The sequence below is a fragment of the Mycoplasma sp. 480 genome (assembly GCF_051353065.1).
Classification (GTDB): Bacteria; Bacillota_I; Bacilli_A; order Mycoplasmatales; family Metamycoplasmataceae; genus Mesomycoplasma_A.
On record NZ_CP195722.1, the window covers coordinates 937368 to 958061 of the forward strand.

At 23.7% G+C, this 20694-nt stretch carries 18 protein-coding genes; 1 reads left to right on the top strand and 17 read right to left on the bottom strand.

Features of this window, described 5'->3' with window-relative positions; translation table 4 throughout:
* Positions 1 to 2: 2 nt before the first annotated feature.
* The 6 genes from rnr to ACR34G_RS03950 all read right to left on the bottom strand — a co-directional run bounded on the left by rnr (position 3) and on the right by ACR34G_RS03950 (position 7017).
* Positions 3 to 2066 carry a ribonuclease R gene (rnr, locus tag ACR34G_RS03925; protein ID WP_436358674.1) on the bottom strand — a complete coding sequence of 688 codons (2064 nt, stop codon included), beginning with the start codon at positions 2064 to 2066 and terminating at the stop codon, positions 3 to 5.
* 2 nt (positions 2067 to 2068) lie between these two features.
* Entirely contained in the window at positions 2069 to 2299 is a 231-nt protein-coding gene (gene secG, locus ACR34G_RS03930) for a preprotein translocase subunit SecG (protein ID WP_436358675.1), read from the bottom strand.
* Positions 2300 to 2517: 218 nt separating this feature from the next.
* Positions 2518 to 5337, bottom strand: a complete 2820-nt coding sequence (locus ACR34G_RS03935) for a DUF262 domain-containing protein (RefSeq protein ID WP_436358676.1) — start codon at positions 5335 to 5337, stop codon at positions 2518 to 2520.
* Positions 5330 to 6556: a DNA (cytosine-5-)-methyltransferase gene (gene dcm / locus ACR34G_RS03940; RefSeq protein ID WP_436358677.1), complete on the bottom strand. Its 1227-nt coding sequence runs from the start codon at positions 6554 to 6556 to the stop codon at positions 5330 to 5332. The genes ACR34G_RS03935 and dcm overlap by 8 nt, the downstream gene beginning before the upstream one ends.
* Positions 6546 to 6785: a hypothetical protein gene (locus tag ACR34G_RS03945; RefSeq protein WP_436358678.1), complete on the bottom strand. Its 240-nt coding sequence runs from the start codon at positions 6783 to 6785 to the stop codon at positions 6546 to 6548. The genes dcm and ACR34G_RS03945 overlap by 11 nt, the downstream gene beginning before the upstream one ends.
* A 76-nt stretch (positions 6786 to 6861) precedes the next feature.
* Complete coding sequence (locus ACR34G_RS03950) at positions 6862 to 7017, bottom strand: hypothetical protein (protein ID WP_436358679.1); 156 nt, start codon at positions 7015 to 7017, stop codon at positions 6862 to 6864.
* A gap of 113 nt (positions 7018 to 7130) precedes the next feature.
* Here ACR34G_RS03950 and fmt point away from each other — a divergent pair, with 113 nt between their 5' ends.
* A complete protein-coding gene (fmt, locus tag ACR34G_RS03955; RefSeq protein WP_436358680.1) occupies positions 7131 to 7970 on the top strand; it encodes a methionyl-tRNA formyltransferase in 840 nt (279 codons plus the stop codon).
* A gap of 23 nt (positions 7971 to 7993) precedes the next feature.
* On the opposite strand, the gene ACR34G_RS03960 is transcribed toward fmt, so the two are convergent.
* The 11 genes from ACR34G_RS03960 to lysS all read right to left on the bottom strand — a co-directional run bounded on the left by ACR34G_RS03960 (position 7994) and on the right by lysS (position 20637).
* Positions 7994 to 9004, bottom strand: coding sequence for a hypothetical protein (locus ACR34G_RS03960; protein WP_436358681.1), 1011 nt, complete (start codon positions 9002 to 9004; stop codon positions 7994 to 7996).
* Between the two features lies 1 nt (position 9005).
* On the bottom strand, positions 9006 to 10019 hold the full coding sequence (locus ACR34G_RS03965; RefSeq protein WP_436358682.1) for a hypothetical protein: 1014 nt from the start codon (positions 10017 to 10019) through the stop codon (positions 9006 to 9008).
* Positions 10020 to 10169: 150 nt separating this feature from the next.
* Entirely contained in the window at positions 10170 to 12473 is a 2304-nt protein-coding gene (locus ACR34G_RS03970; protein ID WP_436358683.1) for an alpha-amylase family glycosyl hydrolase, read from the bottom strand.
* A 433-nt stretch (positions 12474 to 12906) separates the two neighbouring features.
* Complete coding sequence (locus tag ACR34G_RS03975; protein ID WP_436358344.1) at positions 12907 to 13254, bottom strand: transposase; 348 nt, start codon at positions 13252 to 13254, stop codon at positions 12907 to 12909.
* Between the two features lie 189 nt (positions 13255 to 13443).
* Positions 13444 to 14148 (bottom strand): hypothetical protein, encoded by a 705-nt coding sequence (locus tag ACR34G_RS03980; RefSeq protein WP_436358684.1) that lies wholly within the window; start codon positions 14146 to 14148, stop codon positions 13444 to 13446.
* A gap of 8 nt (positions 14149 to 14156) precedes the next feature.
* On the bottom strand, positions 14157 to 14570 hold the full coding sequence (locus ACR34G_RS03985) for a hypothetical protein (protein ID WP_436358685.1): 414 nt from the start codon (positions 14568 to 14570) through the stop codon (positions 14157 to 14159).
* On the bottom strand, positions 14545 to 15027 hold the full coding sequence (locus ACR34G_RS03990) for a hypothetical protein (RefSeq protein ID WP_436358686.1): 483 nt from the start codon (positions 15025 to 15027) through the stop codon (positions 14545 to 14547). Before ACR34G_RS03990 ends, ACR34G_RS03985 begins: the two co-directional genes overlap by 26 nt.
* Before the next feature lie 268 nt (positions 15028 to 15295).
* The gene (gene mnmE / locus ACR34G_RS03995; RefSeq protein WP_436358687.1) at positions 15296 to 16624 is read right to left on the bottom strand and encodes a tRNA uridine-5-carboxymethylaminomethyl(34) synthesis GTPase MnmE; all 1329 of its coding nucleotides are present in this window, start codon (positions 16622 to 16624) and stop codon (positions 15296 to 15298) included.
* Complete coding sequence (locus ACR34G_RS04000; protein WP_436358688.1) at positions 16624 to 18240, bottom strand: ABC-F family ATP-binding cassette domain-containing protein; 1617 nt, start codon at positions 18238 to 18240, stop codon at positions 16624 to 16626. The genes mnmE and ACR34G_RS04000 overlap by 1 nt, the downstream gene beginning before the upstream one ends.
* A 115-nt stretch (positions 18241 to 18355) precedes the next feature.
* Positions 18356 to 19171, bottom strand: coding sequence for an HAD family hydrolase (locus tag ACR34G_RS04005; protein ID WP_436358689.1), 816 nt, complete (start codon positions 19169 to 19171; stop codon positions 18356 to 18358).
* Positions 19171 to 20637 (bottom strand): lysine--tRNA ligase, encoded by a 1467-nt coding sequence (gene lysS / locus ACR34G_RS04010; protein WP_436358690.1) that lies wholly within the window; start codon positions 20635 to 20637, stop codon positions 19171 to 19173. The genes ACR34G_RS04005 and lysS overlap by 1 nt, the downstream gene beginning before the upstream one ends.
* Between the last annotated feature and the right edge of the window lie 57 nt (positions 20638 to 20694).

The following is a 20694-nucleotide window of genomic DNA, read 5'->3' on the forward strand; positions in this document are numbered from 1 at the left end:
AACTATGCTAAAATTGCGTTTATTTTTCCTTCAAATTTAGAAACAGATTCTATTTTTATATTTACAAAATCACCAACTTTATATGTTATTTTTTGATTAGATAAAAATAACTCATTTTCATCAACTTCAAATCCTTCCCCAGGTAAAGCGGAAACGTGAACTAATGCACTTGCTCCAGTTTCTAATTCAACAAAAAAACCAAATTTTTTAACTGAAACTATTTGTGCTTTAAATTCTTTATTATTGATTTTGTCTTCATAAAATTCTGCCATTTTTATTCCAAGAACTTCTCTTTCTAAAGAAATAGCGCTTTGTTCACTTAAAGAATTTTTTAAAGAAATTTCTTGTAATTCATTTTTGTATGCTTCGATTTTTTCTGTATTTTTTAAAAATACTAGTTCTCTAAGTAATCTATGAACTATCAAATCTGGGTATCTACGAATAGGACTTGTGAAGTGTGTATAATATTCTGAAGCAAGTCCGAAATGACCAACATTTTTTTCTGAATAAATTGCTTTTTGCATAGTTCTTAATAAATTAATTTTTATAAAGTTATCAAAATTAATTTTTTTAATTTTTTCCATTGCTTTGGCAAATTCCTTCGGTTCTTCTGTTAAAGGAATAGTTACATTTATATTTAATAGTTTTAAAACATGGTTAAAAGCATTTATTTTTTCAACATCTGGTGCTGGATGGATTCTATAAATAAAAGGAAAATTCTTTTTAGTCATAAATTCTGCAACATTTTCGTTAGCTCTTACCATGAAATCTTCTATCATGTTTTCACTTTCATTTCTTTCTCTAACTACTATATCAACAGTTTTTCCATTTTTATCTAAAACTACTTTTGATTCTTCGAATTCAAAATCTATAAATCCTTGTTTTACCTTATATTTTCGAATAATTTCTGTTAAATTTTTAGCATTAGTTAATAACTCAGAAATGTTTTTATCAAATTCTTTGTTTTTATTATAAAAATCATTAACTTCTTTGTATGTTAGTCTTTTGTAAGAGTTAATTATGGATGGATAAAATTTCATTCATACATTATTTCCTTTGGAATCAATTTCACATTCCATTGTAATAGTGAATCTATCAACATTAGGATTTAAAGAACAAATACCGTTAGAAAGTTCAAAAGGCAACATTGGAATAACTCTGTCTGCTAAATAAATAGATGTTCCTCTTTTTCTTGCTTCTAAATCTATTGTTTCATTTTCTTTAACATAATAACTTACATCAGCTATATGAACTCCTAAAATATAGTTTCCATTTTCAAGTTTTTTTACACTAATAGCATCATCAAAATCTTTAGTATCATCACCATCAATTGTCACTATTATTTCTTTTCTTAAATCAATTCTGTCACTTATATCTTCATTATCAATTGTTTGTGGTAAAAGTTTAGCAGCTAATAAAACATCTTCAGGAAAAATATGTGGTAGTTCGCTTTTTTCTATACTTAACTCAATATCTTGAAAAGGTTTATTTAAATCACCATAGTTTTTAATCAAGTCAATAACTAAATTATTACCTTGTATATCTACTATTTTTACTTTTACTAAATCATTTTCACTAAAAGCGTATTTATTTTTTCATCTAAATCTTGCTTTTAAACGTGGATCTAAAGAAATAAAATCAAAAAAGGAACCATTTTTTTTAATGTAACCATAGTGAAAACTTTTTGATCTTTCAACCACTTTGTTAATTGCACATCATATTTCCCCATCTTTTTCTTCAAAACATGTTGCTTCAACCAAATCCTTGTCCAAAGAGTTGCAAGTATAAACTTTTGGAACAAAGAAATCTTCGGTTTCTGAAACTTTTATAAAGCCAAAACCTTTTGAATTTAAAGAAAATTCTCCTACAATTTTTTTAAATTCATGTTTATAAGAGTATTTTTGATCCTTACAAAACAAATGATTATTTTGCACTGATTTATTTAAAAAAATAGAAAATTCCTTATTTAATTTTCTATCTATTTGCATTTTTTTTACTAATTCTAAAAAAGTTAAAGATTTATTTGTTACTAATGATTGTATTGCTTTTAAATTAAATGTTTTCATTTTTAAAACAACCTAATGACTAAAGAAACTAAAAGTAAAACAAAACCCATTGAAAACATTGTTCATTTTAGTACTTTTTTAAGTCCTCTTTCTTTTGAAACTTTAAATAAATCTAAATCTGAAGAACCAACAAGTGCTCCTGAAAAACCATTAGAGTTAGGAGACATTAAAAGAGAAACTATCATTATAACTAATGAAATTATTACTAAAATTACTGTTAATGCTATTTTCATATTTCTCCTTTTCTTTTAATTTATTATAAATTATAAACAATTTATATTATAAAACTATTAAAAAGTTTAAAAAACTATTTTTAATTAAGAAGAATTTATGAATTTCTCTATTAAAAGCAACTGTTACAAAAATTTTTTTGTTTTTTAGTTAATATTTTTTTGTTACTTTATTAGTATTTATTAAATATTAAAAGGATTAAATCAAATATTCGCTATTTCTATTCATAAAACAATATAGAAATGTAAGCTTCAATGATTTCTTTTGTTCTTTTTTCTCTTTGATTTAATAATTCTAAAAATTCATCTTTACTTGAAATTTTATCAATGTCTAAATTATCTAATTTTGAAATTTGAATTTTATTATTAGTTCATTTTATAGAATTTGATGTTTTCATTTGTTCAAAATCAAGTAGATAAAAATCTGTATTTTGAAAACCTTCAATAGTTTTGTTTTCAATGTTGCTTTCTTTATAGTTTTTCGTTGTTTTATTACTAAATTTAGAGTTATCTTTTCCTAACAATAAAAACCCATTACCAATTAAATTAGTTATTCTCTCTATTTGTTCTCTGTTTATTCCTAATTCAAGTAAGTTTTTCAATGTACTTTGATCTAATTTTTGTGGAAAATTATGTTCATATGTATAAGGAATAAAATCGATACTTTGATATTTTTCTTCTTGTGATTTAAAACCTGTAAAACTCTTTGGAGTTTTTGAATTTTGTAAGCTGTAAATAACTTTTGCAATAATGTTTTTGTATAGTTTGTTATCGCTTTTACTATTTTGTTTTTCATATAAATATTTTCATAATTCATTGATTTTTTCAACAAGTGATAATTTTGTTAAATCAACTATTATTCTTTCTAAAAGTTCGTAAAGTTTTGATTCATTTATTAAATTAAAATCTGAATTTAATAAATCATTTTTACAAATTAATTTTATGGAACTAGAAAGCGATTGTCCAGCAAATCTTATTTCTCATAAAGCTGAAAATTTTTCTATTTCAGCTAAATATTTACTAAAAATAACCATTTTTTCTGTATTTTCTTCATTTTCAAATAATTGCAAGTTATATGCTAATGATCAAATTAATTGAGTAAAAATAGTTTTAGAACCAGAATTAGAAATATTATTAATTTGAAAATTAACTTGTTTGTAGTCATAAATTTTTTGCTCATACTCTGTTAAAATGGCATTAAAATTATTTAAATATTTATTATTTTCTTTAATTTCACTATCACTTAATAAAGTAGAGAATTTATTAAAATGTCCAGTAGAACAATATTCAAATTCAATTATATCTTTTCATAGTAATTCCAATTTATCTTCAAATTCAAAATTACTATTATAATATTCAAATAAATTTTCAAATTTATTATAACAATTTGCTATTTCGTCATAAAATTTTTTGTTTGTTCTTTCCAATTCTTCAAATAATCTATATTTTATAAAAACTGCATCTAAAAAATTTGAAATTTTTTTGAGATCTTCATTTCAAACGTTTTTCTGTTTTCGTCTAAAATAAATATTAACAGTTAAATTATATAATTTTATCTTATTCTCTTTTTCATCACGATATATATCAAAAACTTTATTTCTTAGTAAATCAAGCACTCCTAATTTTTTGCTATATTGATTTAAATTTTGAAAAATTTTAGTTACAAAATCATCATCCATAACTTTTATATATGTAGTAATTAAGAATGTTTTATTTAAAATATAATCAATGAAATCTAAAAGAAAATCCTCGTCTTTTTTATCAAATTTCTTAACAATAAGGTTTATTATTTCAAAAGAGTTTTCGTAAAATCTATCCTTTTGTAATTGAGCATCTTTTTTTATAGAATTAAAAATATTTTGCAGACTTAAATAATTACTATCATCTTTTGCAAACTCAGTAATCATTTCTTTTATTTTAGGAATTAAGTGTATTAATTTTTCTTGAGCATTTTCAAAAAATTTATTTTTAGAAAATTTATATAATAAAATAATAATTATTATTAAAGACACCATTCTTTGTTGACCATCTACAATAGAGTTTGTTGTTGCATTTTGAACAATAATTATATTATTTAGAAAACTGAAATCATTTTTTCTTTGCTTAGTATTAATAAAATCATTATAAATAGATTCAAAAAGTCCAATTATAATATTAGAATCTCAAGAATAAGTTCTTTGATATAAAGGTAAAATATATTTTAATTCTTGCGAAGTAAAAATATCTTTAACACTTGTTTTAATGACTTCAAATTCACTTTTGGTTGAATAATTAGAAATTTTTTTAATTGCTTCATCTAAAGAGTTGTCTTCATATCTTACAATATTTTTTTCATAATTATCTATAACTTCATATAAAATAGATAAATAATCTTCTATCCCCGTTATGTTTTTTATGTCAGAAATTATTTTTTCCATATCATCATTATCGATTTCTTTATATAAAAATTCTAATACAAAGTCTTCATAAAATCGTTTTTCATTACCAACTTTTACTAAAGTGTTAAATATGCCTTTAAGTCTATCGTTAAATAATGTTTCATCTGAAACTACTAAAACATTTCATCAAAATTTTGTTTCAATAGAAGAATTCGAAATTTCCTTTTCTTCCTTAATGTCTCTTAATTTATCTATAACAAATTTTTTTATATAATTAGCAAAATTAGATTTTACAAATTTTTTAAGAGCATAGAAATTGTTTGATTCAGTCTTTCTTACATCTATTAATTCTTTATTAATTTTGTAATTATCTCCTATCGGTTCTATAATCCCAAGAGAAGATAAAACATCTAAAATTTGTCTAATTGTAGAGTCTGATTTAGACTTTTTGTCTTTATAAAAGGGGAATTGTGTGTTATTTTTAAATTCAGCTAAAACTTCTTTTTTATCAATTGTTAAAATGATTTCTTCATTTTCATCAACTTCATTAAGTCACTGAAGTACTGTGAAACTTAAATAAGAATAAATATTAGTTCCAATTGTTCAAGTAATAAAATTATTTTCTTTCATTCTGTCTTTTCATCATTTTATGTTTTTATTCATTATCTTGTCCTTTTTCAATGATTTTTATTACCTTAAATAAATTCTCTATTGCTTCTACTACAATAGAATTTCCTGCTTGCCTATAAAGACTTTCTTTTGTGAGAATATTTTTTTCATAGTATGGTTTTAATTTATTAAAATCTTGATCACTAAAACCCATTAATTTATAAGCTTCTCTTGGTGTTATATAACGATAATCTAATTTATGCTCTAAATTGTTTTTATGTTCAATAATTCCAACACAAGGTATTCTGTCTTGAACGGTTGTCAAGGTATTAATAATATAATTTTCACTTTTATTAATAATCTTTTGTGTTTTGACCATTTTTATTCTAGATTTTGTATTATTCATTAAAACATCTAGGTTTTCGCTGTAATTTAAGTCAAAATTAAAGATTTTTTCAAAAACTTTTTTTCTTTGATTTAGGCTTAATTTATTTTTAAATGCAATATTATCTACAAATTCTTTAAAACTTTTATCATCATTAAATGGTGTTTTTATTTCTTTTTTAACACTTAAAGCAAAAACTCTTTCTCTTTTTTGAATAGAACCAGCATTTATGCTGTTAATAGTGGTTGTAAAAGTTTTATAACCAAAATCTTCTAAAACAGAAAGCCATTTTTCATATTCAGGTTTGAATTTTTTACTTAATAGATTTGTTACATTTTCCATTAATAAGTATTTTGGTTTTTTACTTGCTCCTTTTAAAATTCTGTATATTTCTCAAATTAAACTAGAAGTTGATTTATCATCATTAATTCCTTTTGATCTTCCCATATTTGCTATTGATAAACCTTGACAAGGGAAAGAATAAGTTATAAGTTCTATATCTTTTTCTTGAATAATTTTTGGATCTAATTTAGTTATATCAACATTATTGTTTGATAAAATAATCGAAGCAGCTAACAGTTGCTTAAATTCATAGTCTTTAGAAATTATCTTTGCTGGTTTTTTAGAATCTAAAGAAATTGTAAAATTTAATAAAAATTTGTTTATTTCTTCTTCTGAAGTTAAATTATTGTTTTTCAAAATTTTTTTTAATTTTTTATCTAAAGAATTATGAATTAAACCATAAGCAATATTTGCTCTTGCATCTCACTCCACTGTTGAAACAATCTCAAAAATCTTTTTTTCTTTGTTTATTTTTGTTATAGCTTTATGTTGTGCACCAATACCTGCAAATGTTTCGAGAACATTTATTATTTTTTTAGAAGACAAAATCTACCTTAAAATTTTTTATTAAGATTTTTTTATTAAAAACTGATATAGCAAGTATTGTATTTTTGTATATTGAAATATTTTGTAAAAATTTTGCTTTTGGCAATGTTAATAAATAGATACAAAATTTATCTATTAGTTTACTAATTAAATTTCTGTATTTTTCTTTTAATTTACCCATTAAATTAGAAAAAATTGATAAATCTTCTAATTTTTCTTTCTTCTGCATAATTCAATTTTACAAAAAAAAAAAAAAAAAACAAATCTTTTGGTAAAAAAGACTTGTTTTGTTAGTTTTTCTTTAACTAAAACAGGAAATGATGTCCAAAAATTAAAAGTAAAATTAATCCTATAATCACAGCACCTACTGCTAAAGAAAATAGAAATTTAGCTAGTTTAATTAATCAAACTAATCCAGCTAATCCTAATATTAAAATTATAATAACAATTATTCCGCTCATTTTTTTTATCCTATAATTTAATTATATTACTTTTAGATAAATTAATTCATTTTAAATTAAAATTTTTGTTTCTTTATTTTATAATTTAAAGTAAAGAAAACTAAAGGAGAAAGATGAAAATTGTATTAGCAGGAACTCCAGAATTTGCAGTTCCTATTTTTGAAGAAATTATTAATAATTTTGAAGTGGTTGCAATTATTAGTCAACCAGACAAACCATCAAATAGAGGTTATAAAATTTTACCTACACCTGTAAAAATTTTAGCTAACCAATATAACATAAAGCTATTTCAACCTACAAAAATTTCAGAAATTACGGAAGAATTAAAGAAAATAGACTTTGATATTTTAGTCACTGCTGCTTTTGGACAATGAATTCCTACTTCAGTTTTAAGCATACCTAAAATAGCCGCTATTAATATACATGGTTCCTTACTTCCTAAATATAGAGGTGCTGCTCCTATTCAACACGCTTTATTAAACGGTGATAAAGAAACAGGAGTAACTTTAATGTATATGGTAAAAGAAATGGATGCAGGAGATATGCTTGCAAAAGCAAAATTAGATATAAAAGAAGAAGACACATCAAAAGATTTATTTCATAAACTTTCTTTACTTGCAAAAAATAATATTGTCCAGTGATTAAATAAATTATCTAAAAATGAACTTAAATCTGAAAAACAAGATGACAATCTTGTAGTTTTTTCGCCTAAAATAGAAAAAGAATTTGCTCAAATTTTTTTAAGTGATGATTATATTCAAGCATATAGAAAAATAAAGGCTTTAAACGATAATCCTGGTGCTTTTTATATTAACGAACAAAATAAAAGAGTGAAACTTTTTAGAGCTTCACTCTCTCCTATTAAAAATGCTTTAAAATTAACTTTTATCAACGGGATTTTATATATTTATGAATATCAATATGAAGGTAAAAAAGTTGTAAATGTTCTTTAAATTCTAAATTTTTAATATCTTTATTAATTTTCTAAAATCTTTGATTCTTGTACTAAATGTTTAAAAACTCCTGCATTATCATTAAGTGTTAAATTAATATCATTGATGGAATTATATTCTTTTTCTGAAATATTTACAGGAATAATAAATGAATATTGAAGTAAACGAACTAAAATTCAATTATTTAAAATATACTTTTTAGAAACTCCATAGGGTTCATATACTGGTTCTTCTGCATTGATATAAAAATCTTTTTTTTCTTTTTTTATTGCTGATATTGTTTTTATATTGAAAAAATAATTTTGATTTAATAAATTAATCATTTTTTCATTTTCTGTTTGATTTTCATCTATATCAATAGTTAAATTTATTTTATTTTGATTTTTATCAAAATTTAATGAGTTAAATTTAATTTTTGAAGAAACCAACTTTTGATATTCTGAAAAATCAACTATTGGTTTTACAATATCTGTTGTAATGTTTTTGTTAAAAGGATCGTGTAGATCTTTAGGATGCCCATCAATAAGTCTTGATATTGCAGTACTATAAAAATTTACTAATAATAAATTTTGATTTTCTTTAAATTTCAAATTAATTTTGTTTTTTAAATAATCTTTATTAAGAAGTTTAATTTCTAAGCCCAAATCAGTAGTTTTAATTTCACTACCTATGTTTTGATTTTTATTAATAAATGTATAATCTCTTTTGTTAGATGTAACATTTATTTTTTCTTCTGAATTTTGAGTTTTAGATAATTCTGTTACTTCTTGATAAGGTTTTTCAAAAAAGATTATTTTAGATTCATTATTTGCAAAAATTTCTCTATTTTGTTCATTGTTTAATTGAATAAAATCAATTTTTCAATTATTTTTTAAATCAGCTATATTTTCTAAATTTAAATTATAAAATTCATTTTTTTGTTTTTCTTCTGTTTCTGCTTTTTGTTCTTTTGGAACTTCCTTTGAACAAGAAAAAACAGTTAACGGTAATGTTGAAATTAAAATAGTACTTAATAAAATCTTTTTATTTTTCATTTTAATATACTCCTGCATTATCATTAAAAATCAAGTTTATGTCTTTTAATGAGTTAAATTCTTTTTCAGTTAAATTAGTTGGCACAATAAAAGAATATTGAATTAAACGATTAAAAATTGTTTTTTCTAAAATATAATCTTTAACTAAATGATACGGTTCAAAAGATTTAATTTTTTGCTGACTTGTTTTACTTCAATTTTTATTAGGCATATCAATTAAAATGGTTTTTATACTAAAATAATCATTTTGATCTAATAAATTAAAGTTTCTATATTTTAAATTTTGTCCTTTATCAAAATTAATTGAAATTTTCGTTTTCTTTTGAGTTTTATCAAAATCAAAAGAATTAAATTTAACATTAGAAGCAACTAAATCGTAATATTTATAAAAATCAACAATTGGTTTTTCTTTTGCTGTGTCAACTTTATCTTTTTCATTATTCAATCTGTAGTTTAAACTATAATCTATTTTAGATTGTACTTTTCTATATAAATTTACTAAAAGAAAATTTTCTTTTTCTTCTTTTTTAGACCGCCAAAAAGAAGTTTTTTCTAAATTCTTTTTATTAAGAAGTTTGATTTCTAAAGCAAAGTCATAATTTTTAATTTGTGAATCAATACTTTCTTCTGAACTTAAAAACCTATAATTTGCTTTATTTTCTGTAATGTTAAGCACTTTAGAATCAAATTGAGTTTCTTCGTATTTTGTTCGATAAGATCAAAATCTGTTTAAATCCAACTCTTTTTCTTCTTTTTCATTAAAAAATATAACTTTTGATGTTTGATTTTGAAAAAGATTATTAGATTGCTCTCTGCTTAAGTCTATAAAATCAATATTATCCTTATCTTTTAAATCTTCTATTTGTTTTAAATTTCAATAATAAAAATCATTAATTTTATCTTCTTTTTGTTCTCCAACTGAATTTTGGTTAGAACAAGAAATAATAGAAAAAGCAGGAATAGTTGTGACAACTATAGAATATAAAATTTTTCTTTTTATTTTAAATAATTTCATAAACACCTCCTTATTTTAATTATATAACTCATTCATATTTTTTTATTTTTTCAAGGTAAAAAATTCATATTTATTCAAAAATTTCTTTATAATTTGATTTTTTACTTTTTTTAAATAAAAATTCCAGTTTCCTGGAATTCTTTTATTATATTAAGGTTTTCTTCTAACTAAGAATAATCCAATTTTACCGTTTCCTGTACCTTCAATAAAGGTTGTTCCATCTTGTACTCTTGTTGTTATATTTTTAGAGATTAATGTTTCTGCTATTTCAAATTCATTTTTTAAAGAAGTATTTGCTTGTGGTCTATTACCTCAAGAATAAATTGCTAATAAGTATGTGCCATCTTCATTTTTTCTTACAGTCATTTCATCATATCTAAGTGCATTATCGTGTCAAATTCAAAGAATTTCATTTGGATCACCTACATATTTTTCATCCATTTCTCTCATTGATGCAAATCTTTGTCTTGCTTTATTCATTTTAGTAACTAGATTATAAGCAGAATTTTGATTAGCTACTATATCTTCTACTTTTCCTTCTCCTGGAGAAGATAAAGTTGTGATAAAATTATCTTTATCCCTTTCATCTTGGAAAAATACACGTTTTTTAAGATCTTTTCAGTTAAATGCTTCTCTAATGTGTGTATCGGTTTGACCACCTTTTTTACCACCTTGCATTAAAAGTTCGTTTCCATCATATAAGATTGGATGTCCACCACGAGAAAGTAACGAAGTAAGAGCATATTCATAAGCAGATCTTTCATCATCATCTAATCTATGTGGTGAAATTGTAACTGTTCTATGATTTTGTTCTTTGAAAGTTGTAATTCATCTTTCCACATCATGATTATCTAAAAATGGTAATCATTCATGTTTTTGATTTTGTGAGTCTGTTAAACTTCTGATTACATTTTTTTCATCATTTGGATTTAATGAGACATTGAGTTGATTTTTTCATTTGCTTCCATCTATAACGGAACTTAATCCTGGTTTAGTTCCTTCTCAACCACCTCAATATCCTTTGATTTCTGGTTCTGCTGGATCTTTTCATCATTCACCAAATAAAAAGGTTTTATCGCTAGATCTGGAAACTCCTGAATCATTTGCTTTCTTATATTCGTCTTGTACTACGCCTCTTCATCTTTCAAATAATTGTCTTACCATATCACTATTATGTGCTCTTGGTTTTTTAGGATTGTTTGAATTAAAATAATGCTCAAAAGCATCATATCTAAATCCATCTACTCCTTTTGCTGCTCAAAATTTGTGAATATAATCTATTTCTTTTAAGACGTTTTCATTTGTAAGATTTAAATCTGGCATTCCTGATCAAAATTGAGATACTCATTTTTTATTTGAAGCTTTAGGATTATTTTCTGTATGCTCTTTATCATAAACATTTTTAAAATATTGTCTTATATTATCTTGCCCTTCATTTGCTAAAGGATTATTTTCAGGATTGTAGAAATAATAGTATTGTTGATATTTTTCATCTCCAGCTAATGCTCTTTGGAATCATGGGTGTTCATAAGATGTATGGTTAAGAACCATATCAATTACTACCCTAATTCCTTTAGAATGAGCTACTTTTAAAAATTCTTCAAAAGCTTTTAAACCTCCAAGTTCAGGAGCTACTTTTGTATAATCGATCACATCATATCCATGATATGAGCTTGCAGGATGAATTGGAGAAAGATATAATGTATCAATTCCTAAATTAACAAAATAATCGATGTTATCTTTTAAACCTATAAAATCACCAATACCATCATTATTTCCATCAGCAAATGAATAAACAGTTAATTGATAAATTGTATTTGATTTAGGTTTACTATTATCAAATGGAGCAATAAATTGAACTGAATCACTTTCATCTTTGTAAGTTAAATTATCAAGAGCACCTGATTTTTTAATATCTTTTAAAAACTTTTCATTTGATCAACCTCTTAAAGTTTTTATTTTAGATAATTTTGCTCTTTCAGGAGAATTTAAGTATTCTTCAATACTATATTTATTTACTCTATTTCCTGTTAAATCAGGAGTTTCTTCATCTCAAACTGGAGTTTTGTCAATGACTTCTTCTTCATTTTGATTATCTACAGGAGTTTTGTCTTTACCTGGGTTTTCTGAATTTTGAATTTCAGAATCTGTTTTAGTTTTTTGATCATCTGGATTGGTTGTAATTTTGTCTTTTTCTTCTTTTTTATCTTTTGGTTTTGGATTTTCTACTTTACCTTTTTCTACGGGTTTTTCTGTTTCTTTTTCAACAACCGGAACAGTTGGAACATCAGTTGTTTCTTTTCTTTTTTCTTTTTCTGTTGAAGTTTTAGGATTATCTATTTTAGTTTTTTCTGTTGATTCTTCTCCATATTTACAAGATACAGCAAGAGAAGAGAAAAATGTAACAGTTGGAATTGTTCATAACAAATTTAAAGATTTTCTTTTTTTCTTCATACTTTTTCCTTTTTAAATACTTATATATATTTAATTATATCAAATATAATACATAGAATTTGAATTTTTATGAACAAAAAATAGATAAAATGAGAAAATTATAAATTTTTAATTATAAAAATGTTTATAAATTCTTATTTTTCGTTAATAAAAACCGAAACATATCTTTTAAAATCTTTTTAGATGTGTTTCGGTTGTTTTATTATATATAGGGTTAAAATCTTTTTAAGTATACAATTTATATTGTTAATAATTTAAAATAAATTTATTTTTACTTTAATAAAGTTATCTATTTATTTTTTTCTTCTTTTTTAATTTTTAACTTTAAAATTTAGTAATAAGGAATAGGCAAAAAAACACTTAATAATAATCTCTTAAAGTGGGACAATTTATTGGGACACATTTTACCAGTGATATCACTGGTAAAATTTTTTTACTTTGAAATTCAAGAATTTCAAATTTCATTTGGGGTTTTTCAATTTAAAATTGATTGTGGTCTTTCTTCATTATATCAATTTATATAATTATTAATCATTTCTTTTAAATTATTAAAAGTTAAATTTTTAATTTTAATGTGTGATAAACATTCGCTCTTTATATTAGAAAAGAAATATTCAATTTCTCTATTATCTAATGAATTACCAACTCTTGACATTGAAATTATTCCATTATTTTTTTCAATAATTTCTACAAATTTATTAGAAGAATAAACGCTTCCATGATCAGTATGCATAATTCATTTTTCATTAAAACTTAAATCTTTATTATGTTCTATAACCAAATTTAAATCATTATTTCTTGATAAATTTCAAGAAACAATCTTTTTAGTTTTGTGATGAATTGTTGCTGAAAAATATACATGATTAGAATCAAATACATCTTTAGGAGAGATTATATAAGAAACATCTGTTGCAAAAATATTGTTGTTTTTTCCTTGAAAATCTCTATTAATTATGTTTTCAAATTTTACTTAAGTATTTTTATCTTCTCTTCTTTTGGATTTTTTTCTAACTATGCAAAATAAATTTAATTTATTCATAATTCTACCTATTTTCCTGTAATTTATCTTTATTTTATGTTTTTTTTTCGATAAAAACTTCAAGTCTTTTTCTTCCATACAAACAGTTATTTTCAGTAAAACCTTCATAAATCAATTTTTCTTCTTGATTCAATTCTTTTGCTTCAACATTTTTATTCTTGTTTCTGTAAAAAGTTGATTTAGAAATTTTCATAGTGAAGAGAAATTTTCTAAAATTTCTTGCTTCTTTTTTTTTTTTTTTTGCTCTTCTTCATGTTCTTTTACAACACGATTAAAAATCTCATCAAAAACTTCTTTAGGTAAAACATCTTGATAAATTTTTATGGATTTAATTAAAATTTCTCTTGGGATACTATCCCAAATTTTTTTCTCTTCTTCTGGTGTTAAGATTTTTCTTTTTCTTCCAACGCCTTTATTTTTCTTAGGTGATTTTCCTGTTTGAGATTCTAAATTCATACCTAAATTATAAAGTTTAACTTTTTCTTTAAAAAACATTTTTTTAAAATTAGTTGGTTCTGTTTTTCTAAAATGAAAATATTCGGTTCAAAATAAATCTAAATTTCTCATTTTCTCACAATTAGCTAAATATTTTTTAATTCAATATTTTCATTCTTCTGGTTTTAATTGTTTTGACATTTTTCTCCTTAAATAAAAACATAAATTTGGTGTCCCAAATTTATGTCCCTGTTTATCTTGTTATACATTTTTAAAGCAAAATTTAATTTTTGTTGATATTTAGAATCAGAAATAAATTTCATTATTGTTTTTTCTTTTATAAAGAAAATAAAAAAGGATTTAAATTTTATCTCTATATCTGGATTCTCTTCTAATTTAATTCTTATTTTTATTAATTTCATATATACAAACAGAATATAAAGATATAAAATACCATTAACTAATAAAGTTGATCATCCAAATCAAAGTAATGCAATTTCTTTGTAATCTAAAGAAAAAGTAGTTGATACTATTATTATTTGACTTATTCAAAGAAAAAATACAATATTAGAGTAAGTCTTTAAATAAAAAGAAAGTCTAATTTTGTTTTTTAAATTTATCATTTTTCACCTCTTTAGTAAATAAAACTAAATTTAGTTGAAGATATAAACCTAATAAAGGATGTGTACAAGCTATTTTTTTCAATTTTTCTTTTTGTTTAATTGATTTTGTTTCTAATTTATTTTCTGATTTTTTTCCTCAAAATCCTATTAAAAATAAAACTTTAAAATATTTATTAATTTTTGTTATTTCTCATTCTTCTAAATTTTCTTTGTTTTTAGTGATTTTAAAAATTTTCAATAAGTTATACAAATTTCAAATATATAAAGGCACAATTATGAAAACTGGTCAAATAAAAGCAAAAAATAAAGTTCATTTACTTTGTCAAAAGAATAGATCTCTAATTATTGTAAAATATGATAACAAAGATAAATAAATTACTAATAATATATTATAAACAAATAACAAAATAGAATTTCTTATTATTGCATAAGCAAATCTATAAAATACTTTTTCCATATTTTCCCTCTTTTTTTTCTTTTTTTAAAATCATTTTTTTCTCTATAACCGTATTTGGTGTAAACATTTTTGCTCCTTTCAATATAATTTTATTCTTATTTATTCTTTTTTTTTTTTATACAACAAATTTAAAAATTTTAAAAAAGTTCATGTTTTTTGCATTTTCGGTTTTTTTTCTTTGAAATATGCAAAATAGTGATATTGTTTAAATAGTTTTTGAAATGAAAAAAACCAGTAAAAATACTGGTATGATTTATTCAAAATATAATTATTTTCCAAGACAAAAGTTTTTAAACATTGAATCTAATAAAGTTTCATTATCAGCTTTACCTTTAATATTTACCAAGTCTTCTCAAGACTTTCTTAAATCAACTATAACTACATCTGGTTCAAAACCATTTTTTAAAGAAAAAATGGCGTTTTCTATTGAAAGAAAAGAAGACTTAATTAAAGAAAGTTGTCTTATATTTGTAATAACCTTTTCATTATTAATATCAATATTTTGATAATTTTTTATAATCTCGTTTTCGAGATTTTCTATTTCTTTATTTTTAGCACTTATATAAATTTTGGTATTATCTAATTTTTTAGAATCCAATAAATCTTTTTTATTATAAACAGGGATATATTGTTTATTTTTAGAAAAATCAACAATTTGTTGATCAAATTGGTCGGTTTCTACCGAAGCATCAAGCAAGTGGATGACAATATCAGATTCTTCTATTTGTTTAAAAGAACGTTCTATACCTATTTTTTCAACTTTATTTGTTGAGTTTCTAATACCAGCAGTGTCTTTTATTATAAAAGGTATCCCTTGTAAAACAAACTCAGATTCAATAACATCTCTTGTGGTTCCTGCTTCGTCTGTTACTATTGCCTTTTCTTCATTTAAAAAAGCATTTAATAAAGAAGATTTTCCAGCATTTGGTTTACCTACAATAGCGATTTTTACACCATCATAAATAACTCTAGATCTTTCCGAAAGGTCTATAGTGGTTTTGAGTTTTTCTTTTAATATTTCTAATTTTGGTAAAAGGGTTTGATTAGTTAAAATTTCTACATCATCATATTCAGGATAATCGATATTAACTTCTATAATTGCTATTATTTCTAACAATTCACTAATTAAATTTTTAATATAATTACTTGTTTTTCCATCAAATTTTTCAATAGATGCTTTTGTTTGTAACTTGGTTTTAGCATGGATTAAATCATTGATAGCTTCTGCTTTGATTAAATCCATTTTTCCATTTAAAAAGGCTCTTCTAGAAAATTCTCCTGGTTCAGCCATTCTAGCTCCATTAGCTAGTACTAATTCTAGAATTAAATTAGTATTAACTATACCACCGTGTGCATTTATTTCTACGGTATTTTCCCCTATAAAATTATTTTTGCCTTCAAATCACATTACTAAAACTTCATCAATAAGTTCATCTTTATTTTTGATTCAACCATAAGTAATTTCTTTATCTTTACCAACTTTTCCTGTGAAAATTTTTTTAACAATCAAAAAAGCGTCTGGACCAGTGATCCTAATTATGGAAATTGCTTGGTTAACCAAACCTCCAGATGAAATCGCGGCAATATTATCAAACATTAGTATCCCATTTTTTTCTCATATTCATCTAATGTCCCTCTAAAAATAAAAGAGGAATCTGGTTTGATTTCTAAAATTACATTAGAAACTTGTTTAACTAAAGCACGATTATAAGTTGTAAAAATCATAGATGATTTATAATCAGCAAGTCCTTCAATTACTGAATCAATTGATTCTGCATCTAAGTGATCTAAAGGTTGGTCAAATACAAGAAAATTAGATTCTTTTAGCATCATTCTAGAAAACATTAATCTTGCTTTTTCTCCACCGGATGTTACCTTAACATTTTTAAAAACAGAATCACCACTAAAAAGCATTCTACCTAAAAAACTTCTCATTCTTTGATCTGAGTTATCTTTATTAGATTCTTCTGTATTTTCAATTGGTCATTTGCTTAATCATTCCATTAAGTTTTCATCTTTATCAAAATATTTAGAGTTATCTGATGGGAAATATTCTGGAGTTATTGTGGATCCTCAAATAACTTGACCAGAAGTTGGTTTTTCAAGTCCAAGCAGAATTTCAAGTAGTTTGGTTTTAGCAATGTCGTCTTCACCAAGTAAAACCATTTTTTCGCCAGGTAAAATATCAAATGATAAACTTTCAAACAAAGTTTCTCCTGTCTCTGGATTAACATAAGATAAGTCTTCTACTCTTAAAATTTGCTTTCCTGGTTGTTTAAAAATATCAAATCTAATAAAAGGATATTTTCTTGAAGAAGGTTTAATTTCTTCAAGAGTAATTTTTTCAAGTGATTTTTTTCTTGATGTTGCTTGAGATGATTTTGAAGCATTTGCAGAGAATTTAGCAATAAAAGCCTGTAATTTAGCAATTTGTTCTTCTTTTTTAGCATTAGAATTTTTTTGCATTTCTCTTATTAATGTTGAAGATTCTTTTCAGAAACTATAATTACCTGTAAACATTTTAGCTTCACCAAAATCAATATCTACAATGTTAGTACATACTTGATCTAAAAAGTCACTATCGTGTGAAACAACAATAACAATATTTTGATAATCAACTAAAAAGTTTTCTAATCATTTGATTGCTTTTAGATCTAAATGGTTAGTAGGTTCGTCCATAATCAAAATATCTGGATTTCCAAATAAAGCCTTTGCTAAAAGAACTTTTACCTTTTGTGAAGCTTTTAAATCGCTCATTTTTACATTCCATTTTTCTTTAGGAATATCTAACCCAGATAATAAAATTTGTGCATCATTTTCAGCGTTTCAACCGCCCATTAGACCGAATTTTTCTTCTAATTCCCCTGCTTTTGTATAGTCTTCTTCTGTAGCTTCTGGATTTTCATAAATTGCATTTTTTTCTTGTTGAATTTTAAATAATTCTTCATTTCCCATAATAACCACATCAGTCACATTAAAATCATTATACATATTGTGATCTTGACTCAAAACTGAAATTCTTTGGTTTTTATCTTTGATAATTTCACCTGAAGAAGCTTCAATTTGCCCTGAAATTATTTTTAAAAAGGTAGATTTTCCAGCTCCATTTGCTCCTATAATTCCGTAAGTGTTTCCTTCAGTGAATTTTAAATTAACATTGTCGAATAATTTTTTATCATAAAAAATTTTGGACAGATTTTTGATTTCTAACATTTTACTCCTTTATTTTTTATCAATAGTATTTAATTTATTATTTTATTAGTTAGTAATTTATATTAAATTATATATGTTTAATTTCATTTTATTAAAAAAGACACTAATTTGTGTCTTAAATTAGTTTTTCCATTGTTTTAGCAATAGCATCTGTATTATGATTTCCAATAACTTCACAAGCCACTTCTTTTGATGAAACTGTTCCGTTTTCCATAGCAAATCCTTTATAAGCGTTTTTTATCATTAAAACATCGTTTCCAGAATCACCAAAAGTAATTAAGTCATTTGTTGTTAAATTTAATAACTCTAAAACTTTTTTTAGTCCATAAAATTTATCTGTATTTTTTGGATTAACATCTAAATAGACTCTATTTGTTAATAAACAAGTGTATGAATCCCCTATTAATTTGTTGTATTTATCGAATAATTGCTTAATTTTTTCTTCAGAATTTCTTAAAGCTAATTGGGTAATTTTTTCATTATTTTTGTAAATTGCATTTAAAATTTCTTCTTCTGTTTTAAAACCTTGTTCATCATAATCCATTTTTTCTTGCTCTGTTAATCATGAAAAAGTTTTACTATTGTCTTTGAAAGGATAAACGTTTTTTTCTGTACTTAATGTAAAGAAACTTTCGCTTTCTTTCGCTTCTTCTAAAAGTGTTTTAAGTAATTCAACAGGTAAAAACTCTTTTATTGTAGTTTTTTTATTTTTAACATCATAAATAGCTACTCCGTTGTTTGAAACTAAAAAATCAAAATCACTAAATTGACTTAAAAAGATTGTAGTGGAAGCAATTGCTCTACCTGTAGCGATTGCTAAATAATGACCTTTACTTTTTGCTTGTTTTAAAATTTTAATAGTTTCTGGATGTATTGTTCCATCACTTCTTAGTAATGTTCCATCTAAATCAAATGCAAATAATTTTTTCATTAGTTTCCTTTATTTTTTAAGTGTGGAAATAAAAGTATTTCTCTAATTGATTCTTTTTGAGTTAATAGCATTACTAATCTATCTATACCAATACCACAACCACCTGCTGGCGGCATTCCGTATTCTAAAGCTTCAACAAAATCCATATCAATTTCACTAGCTTCATCATTTCCAGCATTTTTTTCTTCTAGTTGTGATTCAAATCTTTTTAATTGATCAATTGGATCGTTTAATTCACTAAACATGTTAGCATATTCTTTTTTATTGATAAATAATTCTGCTCTGTCTGTAAATCTTGGATCTTTTTCGTTTTCTCTTGCTAATGGAGAAATTTCGATTGGATGTCCATAAACAAATGTTGGTTGAATTAATGTATCTTCAACAAATAATTCAAATAATTCATTAATTAAGTGACCTGATGTAAAATATTTTTCAATTTTTACTTTGTTTTTGATAGCAACTTCTTTAATTTCTTCAAATGTTGCTTTTTTCAAATCAATACCTACATATTTAGAGGTTTCATCTACCATATCAATTTTTCTAAAAGGTGCTTTTAGTGAAATTTTATGACCACCATACATTATTTCTTCTTTTCCTAACTTTTTAGCTAAAGATGAAATTAAATCTTCAGTTCTTTTCATCATTCCGTGTAAATCTGAATAAGCTTCATAAAACTCAATTGAAGTAAATTCAGGATTATGAGTGGTATCGACACCTTCGTTTCTGAAAATTCTTCCTATTTCATAAACTCTATCAAAACCACCTACTAAAAGTTTTTTTAAAGGCAATTCTGTAGCTATTCTTAAATAAAAGTCCATACTTAAAGCATTGTGAAAAGTGGTAAATGGACGAGCACTTGCACCACCTAAAATAGGATGTAATACAGGAGTATCAGCTTCTAAATATTTTAAATCATCGAAAAATTTTCTAACATAAGAAATAATTTTGCTTCTTGTTCAAAAAATTTGTTTTGCTTCTTCATTGATAATTAAATCCACATAACGACGACGGTATTTTTCTTCGATATCAGTTAAACCATGATATTTTTCCGGAAGTGGTTTAAGTGCTTTAGTTAATAATTGAACTTTTTCTGCTTTTAGTGAAATTTCTCCAGTATTTGTTTTCATTACAATACCTTCAAAATAAACTATATCTCCTATATCTAAAGTTTCTACTAATTCTGAATATACAGTATTTTCCTTTTTATTAAAATAAATTTGTGTTCTTGATTCTTCATCTTTTATAACAATAAAAGGTCCTCTAAAAGTCATTATTCTTCCAACCACTGAAGCTTTAAATTCTTTATTGTGTAATTCATCTTTGCTATAAGAATTATATTTAACAAGTAGTGAAATTGAGTTATCGCTAATTGGTTGATTTTGTGAAAAAGGATTAATACCCATTTCTTTGTATTTGTCTATTTTTTTTCTTCTAATTAGTTCTTGTTCATTAAAATTTCTTTCCATTTTACCCTTTCTTTCTAACTATAAATTAATATATTAAATTATATTATAAATTCTTTA